At 67.4% G+C, this 19,918-nt stretch carries 21 protein-coding genes; 6 read left to right on the top strand and 15 right to left on the bottom strand.

What is annotated here, in order from left to right; translation table 11 throughout:
* Window positions 1-52: 52 nt before the first annotated feature.
* Both cydB and ACJ7C5_RS02260 read right to left on the bottom strand, forming a co-directional pair.
* Window positions 53-1,204 carry a cytochrome d ubiquinol oxidase subunit II gene (cydB, locus tag ACJ7C5_RS02265; RefSeq protein ID WP_412702942.1) on the bottom strand — a complete coding sequence of 384 codons (1,152 nt, stop codon included), beginning with the start codon at window positions 1,202-1,204 and terminating at the stop codon, window positions 53-55.
* Window positions 1,205-1,219: 15 nt separating this feature from the next.
* On the bottom strand, window positions 1,220-2,809 hold the full coding sequence (locus ACJ7C5_RS02260) for a cytochrome ubiquinol oxidase subunit I (RefSeq protein WP_071229725.1): 1,590 nt from the start codon (window positions 2,807-2,809) through the stop codon (window positions 1,220-1,222).
* A 228-nt stretch (window positions 2,810-3,037) separates the two neighbouring features.
* On the opposite strand from ACJ7C5_RS02260, the gene cydD reads away from it, so the two are divergent.
* Both cydD and cydC read left to right on the top strand, forming a co-directional pair.
* A complete protein-coding gene (gene cydD / locus ACJ7C5_RS02255; protein WP_412702941.1) occupies window positions 3,038-4,783 on the top strand; it encodes a thiol reductant ABC exporter subunit CydD in 1,746 nt (581 codons plus the stop codon).
* Window positions 4,780-6,459 carry a thiol reductant ABC exporter subunit CydC gene (gene cydC / locus ACJ7C5_RS02250; protein ID WP_412702940.1) on the top strand — a complete coding sequence of 560 codons (1,680 nt, stop codon included), beginning with the start codon at window positions 4,780-4,782 and terminating at the stop codon, window positions 6,457-6,459. Before cydD ends, cydC begins: the two co-directional genes overlap by 4 nt.
* Before the next feature lie 55 nt (window positions 6,460-6,514).
* Here cydC and ACJ7C5_RS02245 read toward each other — a convergent pair whose 3' ends face one another.
* The 11 genes from ACJ7C5_RS02245 to ccmA all read right to left on the bottom strand — a co-directional run bounded on the left by ACJ7C5_RS02245 (window position 6,515) and on the right by ccmA (window position 15,096).
* Window positions 6,515-6,859: a DUF1294 domain-containing protein gene (locus ACJ7C5_RS02245; protein ID WP_135966624.1), complete on the bottom strand. Its 345-nt coding sequence runs from the start codon at window positions 6,857-6,859 to the stop codon at window positions 6,515-6,517.
* Window positions 6,860-7,972: a homoserine O-acetyltransferase MetX gene (gene metX, locus ACJ7C5_RS02240; protein WP_412702939.1), complete on the bottom strand. Its 1,113-nt coding sequence runs from the start codon at window positions 7,970-7,972 to the stop codon at window positions 6,860-6,862.
* A gap of 161 nt (window positions 7,973-8,133) precedes the next feature.
* A complete protein-coding gene (locus ACJ7C5_RS02235) occupies window positions 8,134-9,120 on the bottom strand; it encodes a tetratricopeptide repeat protein (protein WP_412702938.1) in 987 nt (328 codons plus the stop codon).
* The gene (locus ACJ7C5_RS02230; protein WP_412702937.1) at window positions 9,117-9,566 is read right to left on the bottom strand and encodes a cytochrome c-type biogenesis protein; all 450 of its coding nucleotides are present in this window, start codon (window positions 9,564-9,566) and stop codon (window positions 9,117-9,119) included. Before ACJ7C5_RS02230 ends, ACJ7C5_RS02235 begins: the two co-directional genes overlap by 4 nt.
* A gap of 4 nt (window positions 9,567-9,570) precedes the next feature.
* The gene (locus ACJ7C5_RS02225) at window positions 9,571-10,188 is read right to left on the bottom strand and encodes a DsbE family thiol:disulfide interchange protein (RefSeq protein WP_014037838.1); all 618 of its coding nucleotides are present in this window, start codon (window positions 10,186-10,188) and stop codon (window positions 9,571-9,573) included.
* A gap of 8 nt (window positions 10,189-10,196) precedes the next feature.
* Window positions 10,197-12,116, bottom strand: coding sequence for a heme lyase CcmF/NrfE family subunit (locus tag ACJ7C5_RS02220; protein WP_412702936.1), 1,920 nt, complete (start codon window positions 12,114-12,116; stop codon window positions 10,197-10,199).
* Entirely contained in the window at window positions 12,117-12,578 is a 462-nt protein-coding gene (ccmE, locus tag ACJ7C5_RS02215; RefSeq protein ID WP_014647764.1) for a cytochrome c maturation protein CcmE, read from the bottom strand. It abuts the gene before it with no gap.
* A complete protein-coding gene (locus tag ACJ7C5_RS02210; protein ID WP_088026569.1) occupies window positions 12,575-12,763 on the bottom strand; it encodes a heme exporter protein CcmD in 189 nt (62 codons plus the stop codon). Before ACJ7C5_RS02210 ends, ccmE begins: the two co-directional genes overlap by 4 nt.
* On the bottom strand, window positions 12,760-13,530 hold the full coding sequence (ccmC, locus tag ACJ7C5_RS02205) for a heme ABC transporter permease CcmC (protein WP_087923100.1): 771 nt from the start codon (window positions 13,528-13,530) through the stop codon (window positions 12,760-12,762). The genes ACJ7C5_RS02210 and ccmC overlap by 4 nt, the downstream gene beginning before the upstream one ends.
* Before the next feature lie 43 nt (window positions 13,531-13,573).
* Window positions 13,574-14,269, bottom strand: a complete 696-nt coding sequence (gene ccmB, locus ACJ7C5_RS02200) for a heme exporter protein CcmB (protein WP_006456616.1) — start codon at window positions 14,267-14,269, stop codon at window positions 13,574-13,576.
* On the bottom strand, window positions 14,266-15,096 hold the full coding sequence (gene ccmA / locus ACJ7C5_RS02195) for a heme ABC exporter ATP-binding protein CcmA (RefSeq protein ID WP_412703034.1): 831 nt from the start codon (window positions 15,094-15,096) through the stop codon (window positions 14,266-14,268). The genes ccmB and ccmA overlap by 4 nt, the downstream gene beginning before the upstream one ends.
* Here ccmA and ACJ7C5_RS02190 point away from each other — a divergent pair.
* From ACJ7C5_RS02190 to ACJ7C5_RS02180, 3 genes are all read left to right on the top strand, one after another.
* Entirely contained in the window at window positions 15,083-16,231 is a 1,149-nt protein-coding gene (locus tag ACJ7C5_RS02190; protein ID WP_093999917.1) for a pyridoxal phosphate-dependent aminotransferase, read from the top strand. The genes ccmA and ACJ7C5_RS02190 overlap by 14 nt on opposite strands.
* Window positions 16,232-16,245: 14 nt before the next feature.
* Window positions 16,246-17,052: an amidohydrolase gene (locus ACJ7C5_RS02185; RefSeq protein WP_049447367.1), complete on the top strand. Its 807-nt coding sequence runs from the start codon at window positions 16,246-16,248 to the stop codon at window positions 17,050-17,052.
* A 103-nt stretch (window positions 17,053-17,155) separates the two neighbouring features.
* Window positions 17,156-17,590: a hypothetical protein gene (locus ACJ7C5_RS02180; RefSeq protein ID WP_049447368.1), complete on the top strand. Its 435-nt coding sequence runs from the start codon at window positions 17,156-17,158 to the stop codon at window positions 17,588-17,590.
* Here ACJ7C5_RS02180 and ACJ7C5_RS02175 read toward each other — a convergent pair.
* On the bottom strand, window positions 17,577-17,870 hold the full coding sequence (locus tag ACJ7C5_RS02175) for a hypothetical protein (protein WP_412702935.1): 294 nt from the start codon (window positions 17,868-17,870) through the stop codon (window positions 17,577-17,579). The two genes, ACJ7C5_RS02180 and ACJ7C5_RS02175, sit on opposite strands and share 14 nt — an antisense overlap.
* Before the next feature lie 353 nt (window positions 17,871-18,223).
* On the opposite strand from ACJ7C5_RS02175, the gene ACJ7C5_RS02170 reads away from it, so the two are divergent.
* Window positions 18,224-18,631, top strand: coding sequence for a hypothetical protein (locus ACJ7C5_RS02170; protein ID WP_012511621.1), 408 nt, complete (start codon window positions 18,224-18,226; stop codon window positions 18,629-18,631).
* Between the two features lie 77 nt (window positions 18,632-18,708).
* Here ACJ7C5_RS02170 and ACJ7C5_RS02165 read toward each other — a convergent pair whose 3' ends face one another.
* Complete coding sequence (locus ACJ7C5_RS02165) at window positions 18,709-19,863, bottom strand: MFS transporter (protein WP_412702934.1); 1,155 nt, start codon at window positions 19,861-19,863, stop codon at window positions 18,709-18,711.
* Window positions 19,864-19,918 lie beyond the last annotated feature (55 nt).

Raw genomic sequence — 19,918 nt, 5'->3', positions numbered from 1 at the left:
TCTCCTTCATTCCGGGTAGGTGCCGACCGTTGGTCGGCACACATGCAAGCGATCAATACGCGTTCGGGTTGTTGCCCATCTCTTCGGTGGTGGTCTTGCCCTTCAGCACGCGGTACACCCAGGTGGTGTAACCGATGATGATCGGCAGGAACACCGCCGTGGCCAGCAGCATGATCCACAGGGTCAGGTGGCTGGACGAGGCATCCCACACGGTCAGGCTGGAGGTGGGCTGGCTCGAGGACGGCAGCAGGAACGGGAAGATGGCGAAGCCGACGGTCAGGATGATGCCGGCGATTGCCGCACCGGAGGCAATGAAGGCCAGGCCGCCGCGACGGGCACGCAGCAGCACCGCACTGGCCAGCAGGCCGGCCAGGCCGAGCAGCGGGGCCAGGATCGTGGCCGGCATCGTGCTGTAGTTGCGCATCCAGCCACCGGCGGCGCCGAGTTCGGCGGTCTTCAGCAGCGGATTGGTGGCGCCATCGGTGACCACCTGCGAGGTGATCTGGTAACCCGGCAGGCCGAAGGCCACCCAGGCGCCACCGACGGCGAACAGCACGAAGGCGATGACCGCGGCGATGCTGCCGAAGCGGGCCGCACGCTCGGCCACCGGGCCATCGGTCTTCAGCACCAGCATGGCTGCACCGTGGGCGACCAGCATCGACACGCTGAGCAGGCCGGCCAGCAGTGCGAAGGGCATCAGCAGGCCGAAGAACGAGCCGGTGTAGAAGATGCGCATGCTGTCATCGAAGTGGAACGGCACGCCCAGCACCACGTTGCCCACTGCCACGCCCATGATCAGCGCCGGGATGAAGCCACCGATGAACAGCGCCCAGTCCCAGGTGTTGCGCCAGCGTTCGCTGGGCATCTTGCTGCGGAACTTGAAGCCGACCGGACGCAGGATCAGGGCGAACAGGATCACGAACATCGCCAGGTAGAACCCGGAGAAGCTGACCGCATACAGCGGCGGCCAGGCGGCGAAGATCGCACCGCCACCGAGCACCAGCCATACCTGGTTGCCTTCCCAGACCGGGCCGATGGTGTTGATCACCAGCCGGCGCTCGTCATCGTTGCGGGCGACGAAGGGCAGCAGGGTGCCTACGCCCAGGTCGAAACCATCCATCACGGCGAAACCGATCAGCAGGATGCCGAGCAGCAGCCACCAGATCACGCGCAGCGTGGTGTAGTCCAGAAGAATGAAATCCATCTTGGTTCTCCTGCCTCAGGCCTGGCCGGCGGCCGGCGCCGAGGCATTGTGGGAAGCATGCGGCTGGGGAGACTGCAGCGACGGCAGCACCTCGTCCGGACCCTTGCGGATCGCCTTGAGCATCAGCTTGATCTCGACCACGATCAGCGCGGTGTAGATCGCGGTGAAGCCGGCCAGGGTCAGCACGATTTCATGCAGGGCCAGGCCCGATGCTGCATAGAAGGTCGGCAGCACGCCGTCGACCGCCCACGGCTGGCGACCGTATTCGGCCACGAACCAGCCACATTCGATTGCGATCCACGGTGCCGGCAGCGTCCACAGGGCCAGGCGCAGGAACCAGCGCTTGTCCTGGAAGTTGTTGCGGCAGGAGTAGTAGAAGGCCAGCGCGAAGAAGGCGATCAGGTAGAAGCCCAGGCCGGCCATCACGCGGAAGGTCCAGAACAGCGGCATCACGCGCGGCACGGTGTCCATCGCCGCCTGCGAGATTTCCTGCGGGGTGGCGTTGAGGATGTCATCGCGGTAGCGCTTGAGCAGCAGGCCATGGCCCAGGTCCTGCCAGTGGCGGTCGAACATCTCGCGCGCTTCAACGTCGTTCTTGTTCGCGCGCAGGCGTTCCAGCGCACCGTAGGCCAGCTGGCCGCCGCGCACGCGGTGTTCGGCGCGCTCGACCAGTTCCAGGATGCCCGGAATCGGCTGGTTCAACGAACGGGTGGCGATCAGGCCCATCAGGTACGGGATCTTCACCGCGTAGTCGTTCTGGTGGGTTTCCTGGTTCGGGATGCCGAAGGCGGTGAAGTCGGCCGGTGCACGCTCGGTCTCCCACATCGCTTCGATCGCGGCCAGCTTCATCTTCTGGTGTTCGCTGGCGGCGTAACCGCTCTCGTCACCCAGCACCACCACCGACAGCGACGACAGCAGGCCGAAGGCTGCGGCCACGGCGAACGAACGACGGGCCAGGTCCTTGTGCTTGTTGCGCAGCAGGAACAGGGCGCTGATCGCCATCACGAACACCGCACCAGTCACGTAACCGGCGCTGACGGTGTGCACGAACTTGGCCTGCGCCACCGGGTTGAACACCACGGCCATGAAGTCGACGACTTCCATGCGCATGGTTTCCGGGTTGAACACCGCGCCGGTCGGGTTCTGCATCCAGCCGTTGGCAATCAGGATCCAGATCGCCGACAGGTTGGTGCCCAGCGCCATCAGCCAGGTCACCATCAGGTGCTTGACCTTGGTCAGGCGGTTCCAGCCGAAGAAGAACAGGCCGACGAAGGTGGCTTCCAGGAAGAACGCCATCAGGCCTTCGATGGCCAGCGGTGCACCGAAGATGTCACCCACGTAGTGGCTGTAGTAGGACCAGTTCATGCCGAACTGGAATTCCATGACGATGCCGGTGGCGACGCCCATGGCGAAGTTGATGCCGAACAGGACGCCCCAGAACAGGGTCATCCTGCGCCAGATCTCCTTGCCGGTCATCACGTACACGCTCTCCATGATGGCCACCATGAAGGACAGGCCGAGGGTGAGCGGTACGAATAGGAAGTGGTACATCGCGGTCAGCGCGAATTGCAGCCGCGACAGTTCTACGACTGTCTGATCAATCATGGCCTGGCTACCTCGTTGGATAGTGCCGTTGCAGGTGGCGGGAAGGGTGGTCTACGACGTGAATGATGTGACCGACTACTTCAAACAGCCTTGATCCAGATCAATGTATGAACAGGTGTGCGAAGGGATCGTATGCGAACCTGATGAAGACTGCGACCGCCGGCCGCAGGGGCGGGCTATTGCCTGCGCCTACAATGCCGTGTCTCCCCCGTTGCCTGTGAAGACCTCTTGAGCGCTGCCGAAACGACCCCTGACGGCCTGTCCCCGGAAGCTGAAACCGCCCGCCAGCGGCGTGCCCGCACGGCCTGGCTGGCCGATCTTGCGCGCTCCGCTCGAGGTCGCCAGCGTCTGGCCGCGTTGTGCATCAGCCTGTCCGGCGCGCTGTTGATCGGCCAGGCAGCGGCCATTGCCTGGCTGGTGCAGACGGTACTGGTGGAACGCGCGCCGCTGGCGTCGGGCCTGCCGGTGCTCGCTGGACTGGCCGTGATCCTGGTGCTGCGTACGCTGCTGGGCAGCGCCACCCAGGCGGCTGCCGGTGATGTGGCCGATGCCGCGCGGTTGGCACTGCGTGAGCGTGTGTTCGCGCGCCTGCTTGGCCATGGACCGCTGTGGCTGCGCCAGCGACGCACCGGCGAGCTGGGCGAACTGATGCTGCATCACGGCGATGCAATCGAGAGCTATTACAGCGGCTTCCTGCCGGTGCGCACCGAAGTGGTGGTGGTGCCGCTGCTGATCCTGGCCGCTGTCGCCTGGGTGGACTGGGTGGTGGCGCTGATCCTGCTGTTCACCGCGCCGCTGGTGCCGTTCTTCATGATGCTGGTGGGATGGGGCGCCGAAGCCGCCGGGCGCGCGCAGCTGGGTGAACTGGCGCGCATGAGCGGCCATTTCGCCGACCGGATCAAGGGCCTGGGCCTGCTGCGCCTGTATGGACGCGGTGACGCCGAGCTGGAGGGCATCGAGGCCGCCGCCGAAGGCGTGCGCGTGCGCACGCTGAAGGTGCTGCGCATCGCGTTCCTGTCGTCCACGGTGCTGGAATTCTTCGCCTCGGTCAGCGTGGCGATGGTCGCGCTGTACCTGGGCCTGAGCTATCTGGGCATGATGTCGCTGCATGCAGCGGTGCCGACGCTGGGTGCGGGACTGTTCTGCCTGCTGCTGGCGCCGGAGTTCTATGCGCCGCTGCGACGGCTGGCCGCGCACTACCACGATCGTGCCAATGCACTGGCCGCGGCCGCCGAAGTGGAGCGCCTGCTGCAGTCGCTGCCGGATGAGCAGGGCCTGATTGAAAACGAGATTGCACCGCTGGCGGTGGAGCCGGCCGAGGCCGCCCTGCCGCCGTTGCAGGCACAAGGGCTGGTGCTGCGCCCGCTGGGTGCGCCGCAGGATGTGCTGCAGGATCTGGACCTGCTGCTGGAGCCGGGCCAGCGCCTGGCCCTGGTCGGTCCCAGTGGGTCCGGCAAAAGCACGCTGCTGGAGGCGCTGGCCGGCTGGTTGCCGCCGCGTGCCGGCAAGCTGCAGCTGCGGCCCGGCGTGCAGGTGGCCTATGCCAGCCAACGCCCCTACCTGTTCCACGGCAGCATCGCCGACAACCTGCGCCTGGCCGATCCCGGTGCCAGCGATGCGCGGCTGCGCGCGGTGGCCGAGGCCTCGCAGGTCCTGCAGTTTGCCCAGCGCCTGCCGCAGGGGCTGGACACGGTGATCGGCGAGCGCGGCTTCGGCCTGTCCGGTGGCGAAGCCCGCCGCATCGGCCTGGCCCGCCTGTTGCTGCGTGATCCGCAGGTGCTGCTGCTGGACGAGCCCACCGCATTCCTCGATGCCGATACCGAAGCGGCCCTGCTGCGCAGCCTGGCCGCGTATGCACGCGGGCGCAGCGTGGTGGTCGCCACCCACAGCCCGGCGGTGATCGCGTGGGCTGACCGTTGCCTGCTGTTGCCGGAAGGCCGACTGGTCGAGCCGGCACAGGCGGTGCGCGCATGAGCCGTTCGCCTGATTCGCTGCGCGCGGTGTTCCTGCGCCACCGACCGCGCCTGTTGCTGACCATGCTGCTGCTGTGGACCACGATGCTGGCCGGCACGGCGCTGCTCGGCCTGTCCGGTGGTTTCCTCACGGCGGCTGCGCTGGCCGGTGCGGCCGGTCTCGGCCAGGGCTTCAACTTCTTCTCACCCTCGGCCGGCATCCGTGGCCTGACCATGGCGCGCATCGTGTCGCGCTACTTCGAAAAGCTGGTCGGCCACGATGCCACGCTGCGCATCGCCCGCGACCTGCGCGTGTGGTTCTTCCGCCGCGCGCTGCCATTGGCGCCGGCACGATTGGGGGCCACGCGTACCGGCGAGCTGCTGGCGCGGCTGCTGGGGGACATCGGCGAAGTGGATGGACTGCTGGTGCGTGCGATCGGGCCGCTGGTGGCGCTGGGTGCGCTGTCAGTGGTGGCGGTCGCCTCGGCAGCGCTGATCCTGCCCGCGGCAGCGGTGCTGCTGGCGGTGCTGGCGCTGCTGATCGCCTTCGGCGTGCCGTGGCTGGGCGTGCGTGGCCATGACGACGAAGAGGCCGATCGTGCCGCGCATCGTGCCGCACTGCGTACCGCCGCGTTCGAAGGGCTGGAAGGGGCCGGTGATCTGGCCGCGCTGCATGCCGATGCGGCCTGGCAGCTGAAGGTGCGCGTGGCCGCCAAGCAGCTGGCCTCGCGTGATCGTCGTCGGCGTTGGCGCCTGATCGCGGCCTCGACCCTGCACGGCCTGGTCGCCGGGCTGGGGCTGGTGGCGATGCTGGCGTTGGCGCTGCACGCCGCCGAACAACAGCGCATCGCGCCGGAGATGGCCGCGGGCCTCGTGTTCCTGACCGTGGCGCTGATCGAGCTGTGGGCGGGCATGGGCCTGGCCTGGCAGTCGCTGCAGTCCGGGCGCATCGCCGCCGATCGCCTGCAGGCCATTGTCGAGCAACCGCCGACGGTGGAGGATCCGCAGGCGCCGCAGCCGGTGCCGCAGGCGGCGCGCGTGCATTGGGATGACGTGCATTTCCAGTGGCCGGGTGCCGTGCGGCCGGTGTTGTCCGGCCTGCAGCTGACCCTGGCGCCGGGCGAGCGCATTGCGATTCGCGGTGACAGCGGCAGTGGCAAGACCACCCTGTCGAGCCTGCTGCTGCGGCTATGGGATCCGCAGCAGGGACGGCTGACCTACGGCGGCCGCGATCTTCGTGATTTCGCCCAGGCCGACTGGCACCGGCAACTGGCGTGGCTGCCGCAGAACGCGCCGGTGTTTGCCGGCAGCGTGGCCGAGAACCTGCGATTGGGTGATTCCGACGCCAGTGACGCAGCGTTGTGGGCGGTGTTGCGTCGCGTGCGCCTGGGCGAATGGGCCGAGCGCAACGGTGGCCTGCAGACCTGGGTGGGCGAGAACGGCGCGACGATGTCGGCCGGCCAGGCACGACGTCTGGCGCTGGCGCGCGCCCTGCTGCGCAATGCGCCGATCCTGCTGCTGGACGAACCGACCGAAGGCTTGGACGTGGATACCGCACGTGCGTTGCTGCAGGACCTTTCCGGGTTGCTGGAGGGACGCAGCCTGCTGATGATCACCCACGACGAACTGCCCGACGGCGTGGTGGATGCGCAGTACCGGTTGCGTGATGGGGTGTTGGAGCGCGAAGTGCTTCGGTAGATGCCGACCTTGGTCGGCACATCCACGCATGGCGTGGATCTACCCATTCGAACGATTACCGCGAGAACTCGCGCAGCATCACCGCGATCGACGCGACGTTGGCCAGCACGCACAGCCAGAACACCCACTGGAACTCGGCTTTGCGGTGCTTGTGGCGGAACAGCGCCTGGCCCAGCAGCGCACCGGGCCAACCACCGGCGAAGGCCAGCAGCTGCAGGGTGCGCTCGGGAATCCGCCATTGCTTTCGCTGTGCCGCGCGCTTGTCGTGGCCATACAGCCCGAACGACACCGCGCTGGCCAGCAGGCACCAGCCACCCAGCCACAGCGGCAGCACACCGCTGATCATCAAGGCGGTCAGCGCGCCGAATGCGGCCAGCGCGAGATTACGCCGCCACGCCACTTACAGTGCGTCGAGGAAGCCGCGCACGGCCGGACCGAAACGCTCGAAATCGACGAGGAAGGCGTCGTGGCCCTGTGGCGATTCCAGGCCGATGAAGCGGGCATCGGCACCGCCGGCGCGCAGGCCATCGGCGACCTGTTGCTGCTGCTGCACCGGGAACAGGATGTCGGTGTTGGCGCCGATCGCCAGCGCCTTTTCCACCCGGATCTTCGCCAGGCCGGCCAGCACATCGCCATCGGCGTACTCGGCCAGATCGAACCAGTCCATCGAACGGCTCAGGTACAGGTAGCAGTTCGGATCGAAGAAGCGCACGAAACGCCGTGCGTGGCCTTCCAGATAGCTTTCCACCTGGAATTCGAGGCCGAACGGATCGTCGTCGGTCTGGTCCGAATCCAGCCGCACGCGGCCGAAACGGCCATCCCATTCCAGTGCCGAGCGGTAGGTAATCACGCCCAGCTTGCGCGCCATGCGCATACCGGACTCGGGGTATTCCGCATCGTCGTAGCGACCGCCATTCCAGCGCGGATCAAGACGGATTGCCTCGCGCTGCAGTGAACGGATCGCGATCGAGAACGGCAGCGCCTGCGCACTACCAGAAATGTTGACGTGGCTGCGCGCGATGCCCGGTTGCAGCATCAGCACGGCCAGCGCGGTCATGCCGCCCATCGAATTGCCGACCACACAGGCCAGCTGCTCGATGCCCAGTGCCCGCACGACTTCGATCGCGGCGCGTGCGCCGTCTTCGATCGACAGCTCGGGGAAGTCGAGGCGATACGGTTGGCCCGTGGCCGGGTTGAGCGAAGCGGGGCCGGTCGAACCCTTGCAGCTGCCCAGCGAGTTCACGCACACGACGTACCAGCGGTCGGTATCGATCGGCTTGCCGGGACCGACCATGCCTTCCCACCAGCCCGCTGCGGGGTTGGCGTCATTGGCCGCGGCGTGTGCATCCGGCGACAGGCCGGTCACGATCAGGATCGCGTTGCTGGCGTCAGCGGCCAGCGTTCCCCAGGTTTCGTAGGCCACGCGCGCACCGTGCAGGGCGCCGCCGCGCTTGAACGGGAAGGGCGAGGGCAGGGCATGGAAGCGGGTGCCGGGCGGGATGAATTCGGTCATGCAGTCATTCTAGCGGGGCCGCATGTGGAGCTGGCGACATGCTGGTTTCCATCGGTGCCCGTATCCAAGCATGGCGTGGATCTACTGGCGCGCGCAGCCCAGGCTGGGCCCCCGTGGCGTTCCTGGCATTGGGCAGCCGAGCATGGGCTCGGCTCTACAGGTCAGGGGAACCGCAGCTCCACCACGCCCTCATGCGGCAGGCTGACCTTCACTGGCGTGCTCTGCAGATCGTCCTCGCTGCGGTTGGCGCTGCCGCTGCGCGAGATGCGTGCCAGCACTTCCACCTCACGATGGGCCGACAGCGGTGCGGTCGGCATCGGGCTGTCACCGTCGCCCAGCCCGAGCGTGGCCGGGAAACCGGCCAAGGGCAGCTTGCGCGCGGCCACCGGCATCGGCGGTCCGCCCACCGCGCGGGCCAGTACGAATACCTGGGTGCTGGCGGGCCACTCGGCGTTCTTCAGCGCAGGCAGCTGCACACGCACCTGCAGCAGCGCTGGTGGCGCCGCAGCGGCAGCATCGGGTGCCTGGCCGGCGGCCTCGCGGGCGATGGCGATCTGTGCCTGCAGCGCCTGCGCGGCACCGGGCTCAAGCCGTGGCAACAGGGCGCCCCACACGTCAGCGGCCTCGGCATTCTTTCCGCGCTGGCGCAGGGCGATGCCCAGCAACCAGCTGGCGCGCTCGGCATCGGGTGCCTGTGCACGTGCCTGCTGCAACCAGGCCATCGCGGTGTCATCGAACTGCTTTCCGGCATCGGCCTGCGCGCGCGCCTGCGCGGCTTCCACCAGCACGCCGGGGTCTTCCGGGGCGAGAGCGGCGGCCCTCGCGAAGGCGTCTGCCGCGGCCGAGACATTGCCCAGCTCGGCCTGCGACCGGCCCAGCAGCGCCCAGCCATCAGCCCGCTGCGGGTCGCGCTTCAGTGCATCCTGCAGGGCCTGCACGCCATCGCGCAGGGTGGCTACCGATGGCGTCGGTTGTACCTGTGCTGCACGCGGATCACCGACCAGCAGATACAGGCAGGCACCGGCCACTCCCAGTGCGAGCACGCCCACCACGAAACCGCGGCGCCCATGCTGGCGCAGTGGCCACAGCACCAGCGCCGCCATCAGCGCGGCCACCAGCCCGGCCAGCATCGGCAGCCAATGGCTCACCATCCGTCTCCCTCATCGGCCTTGCTGGCCGGCACGGCGGCGACCGCGCGGCCACGGCGGCGGACGATCCCCAGCACCACCAGTGCGCCCGCACCCAATACCAGAAGCGGGCCGCCCCACAGCAGCCAGGTACCCGGCTGCAACGGCGGCTGGTAGAGCACGAACTCACCGTAGCGGGCGACCAGGAACTGCTTGATCTGTGCGTCGTCGTGGCCCTGCTGCATCAGCTGCAGCACCTCGCGGCGCAGGTCCTGGGCGATCTGCGCGTTGGAATCGGCCAGCGACTGGTTCTGGCACTGCACGCAGCGCAGCTGCGCGGCCAGGTCGTGGAAGCGGCGCTCTTCGGCGCCATCGCGGAACTGCAGCGGCCGCGGATCGTGCAGCGGCTGCTGGGCCAGCGCGGCCAGCGGCAGCATCAGGAGCAGCAGCGCCAGCAGCCAGCGCATGGGCTCAGGGCGCCGTATGCAGGGTGTTGCCGGCACTGGCCTGGGCCTTCTCGATCTTCTGCAGCGCCGGGATCAGCTTCTCGTCGACCACGCGCTGGGTCATCGCGCCACTGTACTTCCAGCGCACGATGCCGCTGCCATCGACCAGGAAGGTCTCCGGTGCGGCGGTCACACCCCAGTCGATCGCGGTGCGGCCCTCGACGTCGCTGAGCACCACCATGAACGGGTTGCCCAGCTGTTCCAGCCAGTGCAGCGCGTCGGTCGGGTCGTCCTTCCAGTTGTAGCCGATCACGCGCACGCGCTTGCTCTCGGCGAACCGGGTCAGCACCGGGTGTTCCTCGCGGCAGGCCGCGCACCAGCTGCCCCACACGTTCAGCAGGTAGGGCGCGCCGCGCAGGTCATCGCTGTGCACGATCATTTCCGGGTCGTGCAGCACCGGCAGGGCGAACGCCGGTGCCGGCTTGTCGATCAGCGCCGACGGCAGTACGTCGCGCTGCGGATCACCCGATTTCATCACCCCGTAGATCATCAGCCCGAGCAGGCCGAAGAAGAACAGCACGCCGATCACGATGGCTACCGGCGGCAGCGGGCGGGAGGGGCGCGGGGCGGGGGACTCGGACATGGGAACTCCTACGGACGACGGAAACGGCGGTCGGCGGCGGTGATGAATCCGCCCAGGGCCATCAGCAGCGCGCCCAGCCAGATCCAGCGCACGAACGGCTTGATGTGCACCCGTACCGCCCATGCATTGTTGCCCAGCGGCTCGCCCAATGCCACGTAGACATCGCCGTCGAAGCGTGCATCGATGCCGGCCTCGGTCATCACCTGGCCGCCGCTGGCGTACTGGCGCTTCTCCGGGTGCAGCAGCGCCAGTTCGCGGCCGCCGCGGAACACCCGCAGATGGCCTCGATCGGCGATGAAATTGGGACCTTCGCGATGATCCACGCCCTCGAAGCGCACTTCGTGACGGCCGACCACCAGCTGCTGGCCCGGCGCCAGCGCCACTTCGCGCTGCACGTTCAAGGCTTCCACCAGCAGCGCGCCGGCCAGGAACACGGCAATGCCGGCGTGGGCGACGATCATGCCGAGCATTTCGGCGGTGAAGCGGCCATTGCCGCGCAGTCGCTGCCAGACGAAGCGTGCGGTACCGAACCCGACCCAGGCCGCGGCGGCTACACCAAGACCGGCTTTCCAGCCATTCTGCGGCGCCTGCCACCAGGCCAGCGCGCCCAGCAGCACCGCCAGCCCCAGCCAGGGTGCCAGCAGCGCGAACGCGCGCGAAGGCTGGTCGCGCTGCCACTTCACCAGCGGGCCGAACGGCAGCAGCAGGATCATCGGTGCCATCAGCAGCAGGAACAGACTGCCGAAGTAGGGCGGGCCGACCGAGATCTTGCCCAGCGACAGCGCATCGGCCAGCAGCGGGTACAGCGTGCCGAGCAGCACCATCGCGCAGGCGGTGGCCAGCAGCAGGTTGTTGGCCAGCAGCAGGGTCTCGCGCGAGGTGGCGGTGAAGCCACGGCGCGGATCGTCGGCGTCCACGCTCAGCTGGCTGGCACGCAGCGCGTACAGCAGCAGGCTGCCGCCGACCAGCACCGACAGGAACACCAGGATGAACAGGCCGCGCGAAGGATCTGCAGCGAACGAATGCACGCTGGTCAGCACACCGGAGCGGACCAGGAAGGTGCCGAGCAGCGACAGCGCGAAGGCGGCGATCGCCAGCAGCAGGGTCCAGCTTCCGAACGTGCCGCGCTTCTCGGTGACGGCCTGGGAATGGATCAATGCCGCACCGACCAGCCAGGGCATGAAGCTGGCATTTTCCACCGGGTCCCAGAACCACCAGCCGCCCCAGCCCAGCTCGTAATAGGCCCACCAGCTGCCCAGCGCGATGCCCAGGGTGAGGAAGCCCCAGGCGACGTTGGTCCACGGCCGCGTCCAGCGCAGCCAGCGCGCATCGATGCGCCCCTCCAGCAGGGCTGCCACCGCGAATGCGAACGGAACGGCGAAGCCCACGTATCCGATGTACAACATCGGCGGATGGATGATCAGCCCCGGGTCCTGCAGCAGCGGGTTGAGGTCGCGGCCTTCCAGCGGCGCCGGATTCAGGCGCAGGAACGGATTGGAGGTGAAGATCAGGAAGGCGAGGAAGCCGACGCTGATCACGCCCATCACCGCCAGCACGCGCGCCTGTACCGGTGCAGGCAGGTGCCGCGAGAACAGCGCCACCGCGCCGGTCCACAGTGCCAGCACCAGCGCCCACATCAGCAGCGAGCCCTCATGCGCACCCCAGACCGCCGAGTAGCGGTAGATCATCGGCAGCAGCGAATTGGAGTTCTCGGCCACGTAGCGCACCGAGAAGTCCTGCTGCACGAACGCGGCGGTGAGCACGGCGAACGCGCCGGCGACCAGCAGCAGCTGCGCGAACGCGGCAGGTCGTGCCACCGCCATCCACGCCGTGTTGCTGCGATGCGCGCCGACCAGCGGCAGGCCGGCCTGCAGCAGCGAGGCCAGCAACGCGCACAGCAGCAGGATCTGACCCAGTTCGGGCAGCACTCAGCGCACCTCGGGTGCCGTCACCGGCACGTCGTGCTTGCGATGGGCGTCGCCCATCTTGTCGGCCACTTCCTTCGGCACGTACTTCTCATCGTGTTTCGCAAGCACCTCGTCGGCGACGAAAGTGCCGTCCTGCAGTCGGCCGCTGGCGACCACCGCCGTGCCTTCGGCGAACATGTCCGGCAGGATCCGCGACGTGGTCACCGCCAGTTGCGCGTCGCCGTCGGTCACTTCAAAGCGTGCCTCCAGCGAGCCGACCGGTCGGTTGAAGGAGCCTTTCACCACCATGCCGCCCAAACGGAAACGCGATTGCGCATCGACATCGCCGCGCAGCACTTCCGAAGGCGTGTACAGGTAGGCGATGTTGCGCTCCAGCGCCATCGCCACCAGCGCGGTGGCCAGACCGGAGGCAAGCAGGGCCAGCAGCACCCACACCAGGCGGCGACGCTGTACCGGGGTCATCGTTCCAGCTCCGTCGACAACGGCGCCGCTGCGTCCTGCCTGCCGGCGCGGGTCTGCTGCCGTTGCTGGCGGGCCAGTGCCAGCCGGCGTGCCACACGCAGCCGCAGCCACGAACCGATGGCATCGGCGCTGAGCACCAGCACGAACACGGCGTAGGCGCCGATCACATAGGGCAGGTGGGTCATGGCTGGGCCTCCCGGGCCGGGCGTTCGGCATCGACGCGGCCACCGACCCAGGCCTTGCCGGCCTCGCGGTCGAGATTGTCGGCGCGGGCCTTGGCCAGCACCGAGCCGGCGAACCAGAACTTGGTGCCGATCACCATCCACCACAGTGGCGCGATCATCGCGCTGCTGATCGCCGATTCACCGAAGACGTTGATCGACTGGCGCTGGTGCAGGCCGCCCCACCAGTCCACCGAATAGCGGATCACCGGCAGCAGACTGACTCCGACGATGGCCAGCAGGCCGGCTGCGCGTGCAGCGCTGCGGCGGTCCTCGATGGCGTGGTACAGGCCGATCACGCCCAGGTACAGGAACAGCAGCACCAGTTCGCTGGTCATGCGCGGGTCCCAGTCCCACCAGGTGCCCCAGGTGCCCTTGCCCCAGATGCTGCCGGTCAACAGGGTGATCAGGGTGAAGCCGGCACCCATCGGTGCACAGGCCATGGCCAGGATCTCGCAGACCTTGATCCGCCAGATCAGGGCGATGGCGGCATACAGCGCCATCAGCGCGAACACGAACAGGCTCATCCAGGCACTGGGCACGTGGATGTAGAGGATGCGGAAGCTGTCCAGCTGCTTGGCTTCCGGCGGCACCACCAGCAGCGCCTGCCACATGCCGACCAGCAGCACCGGCACCGCCGCGAGGTAGAACACCCGCGACCAGCGGGCAGCGAATCGGTCGAACGTGGGGGGCGAACCGAGTTGGTGGAACCAGCGGACAATCGGATTCATGCGTGGCGGCTATCCAGCAGGGGTGGATTGGCTCTCAGCTCGGTCAACTCAGAGAAATACGTATTGCAGCGGCGGTGGCCAACGGCGCCAGCACCAGCGCGACCAGCAGGCCGGCGCCCAGCATCAGCAGCGCACCGACCGGATCCTGTCCGCGTCCGGCTGCCGCCAGACTGCCTGCGCCGAACACCAGCACCGGCACGTACAGCGGCAGCGACAGCAACGCCACGAGAATACCAGAGCGTCGGATGCCTACGGTCAGCGCGGCGACCACGCCACCGATCAGGCTCAGCAACGGCGTTCCCAGCAGCAACGATGCCAGCAACATCGGCAGCTGGTCATGCGGCAGATGCAGCATTTCGGCCAGCAGCGGGCTGACCACGATCAACGGCAGGGCGGTTGTGGCCCAGTGCAGCAGCACGCGCACCAGCACCAGCCAGGCCAGCGGCACCGGTGCCAGCAGCCATTGTTCCAGCGAGCCGTCTTCGGCATCGGAGCGGAACAGTGAATCCAGCGACAGCTGCCCGGCCAGCAGCACCGCAAGCCACAGCACTGCGCCTGCGGTGGCGGCCAGAAGTTGCGGCTCGCGCCCCTGGGCCAGCGCGAACAGCACCACCACCAGCACCGCGAACAACAGCGGCTGCAGCGCATCGCCGCGGCGGCGCCAGAGCAGGCGCAGATCACGCTTGAGCAGGGCACCTGCGGTCTGCCACAGGCCCGGTTCGGTACCCGGCGCGATCATGCGGCACCGCCGAGGTCGAGCTGGCGGGTACGCACCGGCGGTGCGGCATAGGCGCCGTGGGTGGTGACCAGCGCCGCGCCACCGGCACGCAGGTGCGCCGAAATCATCCGGTTGACCAGGGTGATGCCCTCCAGGTCGAGGTTGGCGTAGGGCTCGTCGAGCAGCCACAGCGGCGCCGGTGACAGCCAGATGCGGGCCAGTGCCAGCCGCCGCTTCTGCCCGGCCGACAGATGCCGAACGAGAGTGTCCTCATAACCGGCCAGGCCGACGATGGCCAGCGCGTTGCCGGGCATCTGCCGCGCACGCCGTCCGTGCAGGCCGCACAGGAAGTGCAGGTTCTCCAGCGTGTCCAGATCGGGCTTCAATGCGGGCAGGTGGCTGAGGTAGGCCACGTAGCGCGCGCGCTCGGCATTGCTGGCCGGCTTGCCGTCGATCCGCACCTGGCCAGCACCGGGCCGGGCCAGGCCGGCCAGCACGCGCAGCAGGGTGGTCTTGCCGGCGCCATTGCCGCCCTGCACCAGCAGGGCTTCACCGGCGTCCACATGGAAGTCCAGCGGGCCGAACACCGGCTCGTCATTGCGGGAGAAGCTCAGGCCGCTGGCGGCCAGCAATGCAGGGGTGTTCAAGGGGCAAAGGTCTTCATGCCGGAGTGCGGCGGCAATTGTAGCGGTGAATGCATACGGTAGTGCCGGCCGCTGGCCGGCAGGCGCGACCAAGCGTCGCAGATTGTCCGAGGTTGCTGGCCAGCGGCCGGCACCACCGAAGCAGGGATTGCGTAAACTCAGGGGCCTGTCTCCCCATATCCCCAGGCCGATGCAACCGAACACCAAGCTGCCCAAGGTCGGTACCACGATCTTCACCGTGATGTCCCAGCTCGCCGCCGAACACGGCGCGGTCAACCTGGGCCAGGGTTTTCCGGATTTTTCGGCGCCGCAGCGCCTGATCGACGAGACCGCCAAGGCGATGGCCGCCGGGCTGAACCAGTACCCGCCGATGACCGGTGTGGCACCGCTGCGCCAGGCCATCGCGCAGAAGGCGCTGGACTGCTACGGTGCGCAGGTCGACGCGGACAGCGAGATCACTGTCACCAGCGGCGGTACCGAGGCCATCTTCAACGCCATCCACGCCGTGGTGCGTGCCGGCGAGGAAGTGATCGTGCTCGACCCGGCCTATGACTGCTATGAGCCGGCGATCGACCTGGCCGGTGCCAAGGCCGTACATGTGTCGCTGGATCCGCAGACGTTCGCGGTCGACTGGGACCGCGTGCGTGCCGCGATCACTCCCCGCACCCGCATGTTGATCGTCAACACTCCGCACAACCCGTCCGGCGCGATGCTGTCGGCGCAGGACATGCAGGCACTGGCCGAGCTTCTGCGTGGCACGCAGATCTACCTGATCTCCGATGAGGTGTACGAACACATCATCTACGACGGCCGCCGCCATGAATCGGCGCTGCGCTACCCGGAACTGCGTGAGCGCGCGTTCGTGATCTCCAGCTTCGGCAAGACCTACCACTGCACCGGCTGGAAGATCGGCTATGCGATCGCGCCACCTGCGCTGACCGCCGAGTTCCGCAAGGTGCACCAGTACAACACCTTCACCAGTTTCGGCCCGGCGCAGTACGGCTTCGCCGCGATGATCCGTGACGAGCCCGAGCACCACCTGGAGCTGGGCGCGTTCTACCAGGCCAAGCGCGACCGCTTCCGCGAGCAGCTGGCCGGCACCCGCCTGAAGGCGCTGCCGGTGCCGGGTGGCTACTTCCAGCTGGTCGATTACTCGGCCATCAGCGACCTGCCAGACCATGAGTTCGTGAAGTGGCTGACCATCGAGAAGGGCGTCACTGCCATTCCGCTGTCACCGTTCTACGAGAACCCGCCGGCCGGCCAGCGCCTGGTGCGTCTGTGCTTCGCCAAGAACGAAGCGACCATGGACGCGGCCATCGAACGCCTGCGCCTGCTGTGAGCGGAGGGCTGAACATGCAGGACCTGCGCATTTCCCTCGTCCAGGGCGACACCCGCTGGCACGACCCGGCGGGCAACCGCGCCTACTACGGCGCGCTGCTGGCGCCGCTGGCCGGCAACACCGATCTGGTGATCCTGCCGGAGACCTTCACCAGTGGCTTCTCCAACGAAGCCATTGCCCAGGCCGAAGGCATGGACGGCCCGACCGTGGCCTGGGTGCGCGAGCAGGCCAGGGCCTTGGACGCGGCGGTGATCGGCAGCGTGCAGCTGCGTGATGGCGATGGCGTCTACAACCGCCTGCTGTTCGCCACGCCCGATGGTGAGCTGCAGTACTACGACAAGCGCCACCTGTTCCGCTACGGCGGCGAGCACGAGCGTTATGCCGCCGGTCGCGACCGCCTGAGCGTGGAATGGAAGGGTTGGCGGATCAATCCGCAGGTCTGCTACGACCTGCGTTTCCCGGTGTTCTGCCGCAACCGCTACAACGTGGAGCGTCCGCAGCAGCTGGATTTCGACCTGCAGATCTTCGTCGCCAACTGGCCGTCGGCACGCGCCTATGCGTGGAAGACACTGCTGCGTGCACGTGCGATCGAGAACCTGTGCTTCGTTGCTGCGGTGAACCGTGTCGGCGTCGATGGCAACCAGCTGCACTACGCCGGCGACAGCGCGGTGCTGGATTTCCTCGGCCAGCCGCAGGTGGAGATCCGCGAACGCGAACAGGTGGTCACCACCACCATTTCGGCCGAGGCGCTGGCGGCACACCGCGCACGTTTCCCGGCGATGCTTGATGCCGACGCCTTCCATCTGGACGAACAGGCCTGAGCGACGGCCTGAACGCTGCCGCACCAGCGCGCGCGCCTGCATTCAACCTGCACGCGCGCGCTGCTAGATTCGCCGCCAGTCCGACCGAACGGGAAGTCCCGCCATGAACAAGCCCTTCGCCCTGCTGCTGGCCCTGTCTGCCGCATCGCTCGCCCCGGCCGCGCACGCTGCCGGCAACCTCGATTGCGAGCTGCGCTACAACCTGTCCGGCTGGTCGCTGATCTACAAGACGGCCTCCGGCAATGGCACGGTCACCTGCAGCAACGGCGCCAGCATGCCGGTGCACATCCAGATGAAGGGGGGCGGCCTGACCGTGGGCAAGTCGAAGATCACCAACGGGCGCGGCAATTTCACCGGCGCGATCAGCATCGACCAGCTGCTGGGCACTTACGCGTCGGTTGGTGCACATGCCGGTGCGATGAAATCCAGCAATGCGCAGGTGATGACCAAGGGCGACATCTCACTGGCCCTGTCCGGTACCGGCAAGGGCTGGGACCTGGGCGTGGACGGTACCGCGTTCACCCTCAGCCGGCGCTGAGGCGCGACGGTTCGGTAGATCCCCAGCTGATGCGGATGTAGTGCTGTTCGGAATCGCTCAACAACCGTTCGACACCGAAACCATTCTTCAGCAGCTGCGCGACCACGTCTTCGACGAGCTGCTCGCTGGCCATCACCTGGCTGAAGCCGAACACGATATAGCGGCGGCCATTTTCCGAGCCGATCTGGATCGAGTTGTCGAGGTCGCGGTAGAACTGTTCGATCGGGCGCTTGGCGGCATCGGCGTTGGCGCGGGCCTGTTCGGCGGTGATGGTGATCATGGGCATCTGCCTTGTGTGGGAGAGCGCGCACGATAGCCAGCGCCCTGATGTGAATTCCGGGCGTGGCGCACAATGCCTGGTGTTTGCAGAAATTCCTAACATGAGCTGTGAACGTCGAGACGCGCAGGAAAAGTGTCGCGCGGCGGTGAGCATCCTGCATCGACAGGAAGTCATCAGGAAGGGATGGGTGTCAGCAGCAGTACAGGCGTGCAACGCACCGCCCAGAGGGGATCCTGCACCCATCCGATGCTGTGGGCACGCAGTGCATTTACGTTTCCTTGACCCTGCAGTAACCCCGCAATGCCTAACAGGGACGTCCCAGCGATTCTGCTGGGATCATTGGAGACGCTGGAATGGAGTTCAGAACGTCCGTGCTGCTCGTGGCCCTCATCGCCACACCCGCGATCGCCCACGCCGAAGTCTGCCTGTCCGACAGCGGCATCGTTGTGTCCTGTCCTAGCCTGTTACCGCATCCGGTGACGGCCAGGTTCGAGATCGGGACCCTGCCGCGTGTGGCCGGCTCGCCATCGGAGATCTACATCACAGGCGGCGGCCAGGTGGATGGAACGAGTAATTTCTCGGTCTATGCCAATGGTCAGTTCCTGTGCCGTACCAATGACAATTACGACGGTGGCAACACCACGCCGATCCGCCATTGCACGGCGACCATCGCAACACCCGGGACCTATGTGATCTCGGCATCGCGCAACAGCCCTGGCAACTTCCTTGCGCCGATGGACGAAGTGATCAACGTGCAGTAATCGATTGTCCGCTGATCCAGGCCCCGGGGGTATAACCCCGGGGCCTCTGCTGCCTCATGGCAGCAGGACCGGCTCCTTCACCGTTGCGATCCACAACCAGGCCTTCTGCCGTCAACGGCCCGGTCCCGCTGCAGCCATAAGGCCAGCAGGCCACACGCGATGAGGGGTGGTGCCAGCAGCTGCACTGCACCGACCAGCGCCATTGCCGCGCCGATCAACAGGTAGTAGAGCAGGCCGAACAGCGCGCCTGCGCTGCCAAGACAATGTGGATAGCCGCGCAGGGCCTGGCCGAGCACATTGGGAATGGCAAGGCCGAAGCCCGTCACCACCGGCACCATCGCCGCGACCAGGGCAGGGTGATCACGCAGCAGCGCAGCCAGCAGTCCTCCCATCAGAACCAGTCCTGCGGCGATGCGGATGCGCGTGGTTGTGGCAACGCCTGCATGCAGCAGGTGGCCATTGCCCCACGCGCCCAGTGCCGAGCCCAGTGCCAGCACCGCACCGCTGGCGCCGAACCAGATGGCTGGCCAGTGCAGGCGCGCAAACACGAAGGGGCCGAGTACATACCAGCTGTACATCGCCACGTTGAAGGCCATCACCAGCAACGCGTGTGACCAGATCCAGCGATCGCGCAGCAGCTCCCGCAGCAGCGGCAGCATGGGCGTGTGCGGGGTCTGGGCAGGACGGCTTTCGCGCAGGCCTGCCAGGCATGCCACTGCCAGCAGGGCAGCAATCAGCAGCAGGCCGGACTGTACGCCGACATAGCCATTGGCGGCGACCAGCAGCGTGCCCAGTGCAAGACCGATGGCCGGGCTCAGGGCCAGGGCCATGCCGATCCAGGAGAATGCCTGGGCCAATGCCGGCCCCTGCAGATGGTCGCGCAGCACGGTCTGGGTGACCACCGAAGCGGCGGCGGCGCCGACTGCGGCCAACGCCTGGGTCAGCAGCACCTGGCCGAAGCTGCCAGCCATCAGGCCGCCCAGTGCAGCCACTGCGAAGACGCCGAGGCCACAGAGAAGGGCAGGGCGACGACCGATACGATCGGCCAGGCGCCCCCACAGCAGCACGCCTGCAGCGAAGCCGAACAGGTACAGGCTCATGGCCTGGCTGGCGGCACTCGGCGGCAGGGCGAAGCGTTCGGCCAGATCGGCCAGGGCCGGGCTGTACAGGGTCTGTGCCAGCTGCGGAAACATCAGCAGTGCAATGGCAAGCAACAACAGGCGGCGCGACATGCGGGCGCTCCAGGAACAGGGCCGCGCATTGTGGTCGCGTCCGCAATGGCGCACC

Source organism: Nocardiopsis yanglingensis (assembly GCF_045809185.1).
Lineage (GTDB): Bacteria > Pseudomonadota > Gammaproteobacteria > Xanthomonadales > Xanthomonadaceae > Stenotrophomonas > Stenotrophomonas yanglingensis.
This window is presented reverse-complemented; position numbering and strand designations above follow the sequence as displayed.

Bases quoted from the DNA above. Each gene is read 5' to 3' on its own strand.
- cydB (WP_412702942.1), bottom strand. From the start codon at position 1,204: ATGGATTTCATTCTTCTGGACTACACCACGCTGCGCGTGATCTGGTGG.
- ACJ7C5_RS02260 (WP_071229725.1), bottom strand. From the start codon at position 2,809: ATGATTGATCAGACAGTCGTAGAACTGTCGCGGCTGCAATTCGCGCTG.
- cydC (WP_412702940.1), top strand. From the start codon at position 4,780: ATGAGCCGTTCGCCTGATTCGCTGCGCGCGGTGTTCCTGCGCCACCGA.
- metX (WP_412702939.1), bottom strand. From the start codon at position 7,972: ATGACCGAATTCATCCCGCCCGGCACCCGCTTCCATGCCCTGCCCTCG.
- ACJ7C5_RS02230 (WP_412702937.1), bottom strand. From the start codon at position 9,566: ATGCGCTGGCTGCTGGCGCTGCTGCTCCTGATGCTGCCGCTGGCCGCG.
- ACJ7C5_RS02225 (WP_014037838.1), bottom strand. From the start codon at position 10,188: ATGTCCGAGTCCCCCGCCCCGCGCCCCTCCCGCCCGCTGCCGCCGGTA.
- ccmE (WP_014647764.1), bottom strand. From the start codon at position 12,578: ATGACCCCGGTACAGCGTCGCCGCCTGGTGTGGGTGCTGCTGGCCCTG.
- ACJ7C5_RS02210 (WP_088026569.1), bottom strand. From the start codon at position 12,763: ATGACCCACCTGCCCTATGTGATCGGCGCCTACGCCGTGTTCGTGCTG.
- ccmC (WP_087923100.1), bottom strand. From the start codon at position 13,530: ATGAATCCGATTGTCCGCTGGTTCCACCAACTCGGTTCGCCCCCCACG.
- ccmB (WP_006456616.1), bottom strand. From the start codon at position 14,269: ATGATCGCGCCGGGTACCGAACCGGGCCTGTGGCAGACCGCAGGTGCC.
- ACJ7C5_RS02190 (WP_093999917.1), top strand. From the start codon at position 15,083: ATGCAACCGAACACCAAGCTGCCCAAGGTCGGTACCACGATCTTCACC.
- ACJ7C5_RS02185 (WP_049447367.1), top strand. From the start codon at position 16,246: ATGCAGGACCTGCGCATTTCCCTCGTCCAGGGCGACACCCGCTGGCAC.
- ACJ7C5_RS02180 (WP_049447368.1), top strand. From the start codon at position 17,156: ATGAACAAGCCCTTCGCCCTGCTGCTGGCCCTGTCTGCCGCATCGCTC.
- ACJ7C5_RS02175 (WP_412702935.1), bottom strand. From the start codon at position 17,870: ATGATCACCATCACCGCCGAACAGGCCCGCGCCAACGCCGATGCCGCC.
- ACJ7C5_RS02170 (WP_012511621.1), top strand. From the start codon at position 18,224: ATGGAGTTCAGAACGTCCGTGCTGCTCGTGGCCCTCATCGCCACACCC.
- ACJ7C5_RS02165 (WP_412702934.1), bottom strand. From the start codon at position 19,863: ATGTCGCGCCGCCTGTTGTTGCTTGCCATTGCACTGCTGATGTTTCCG.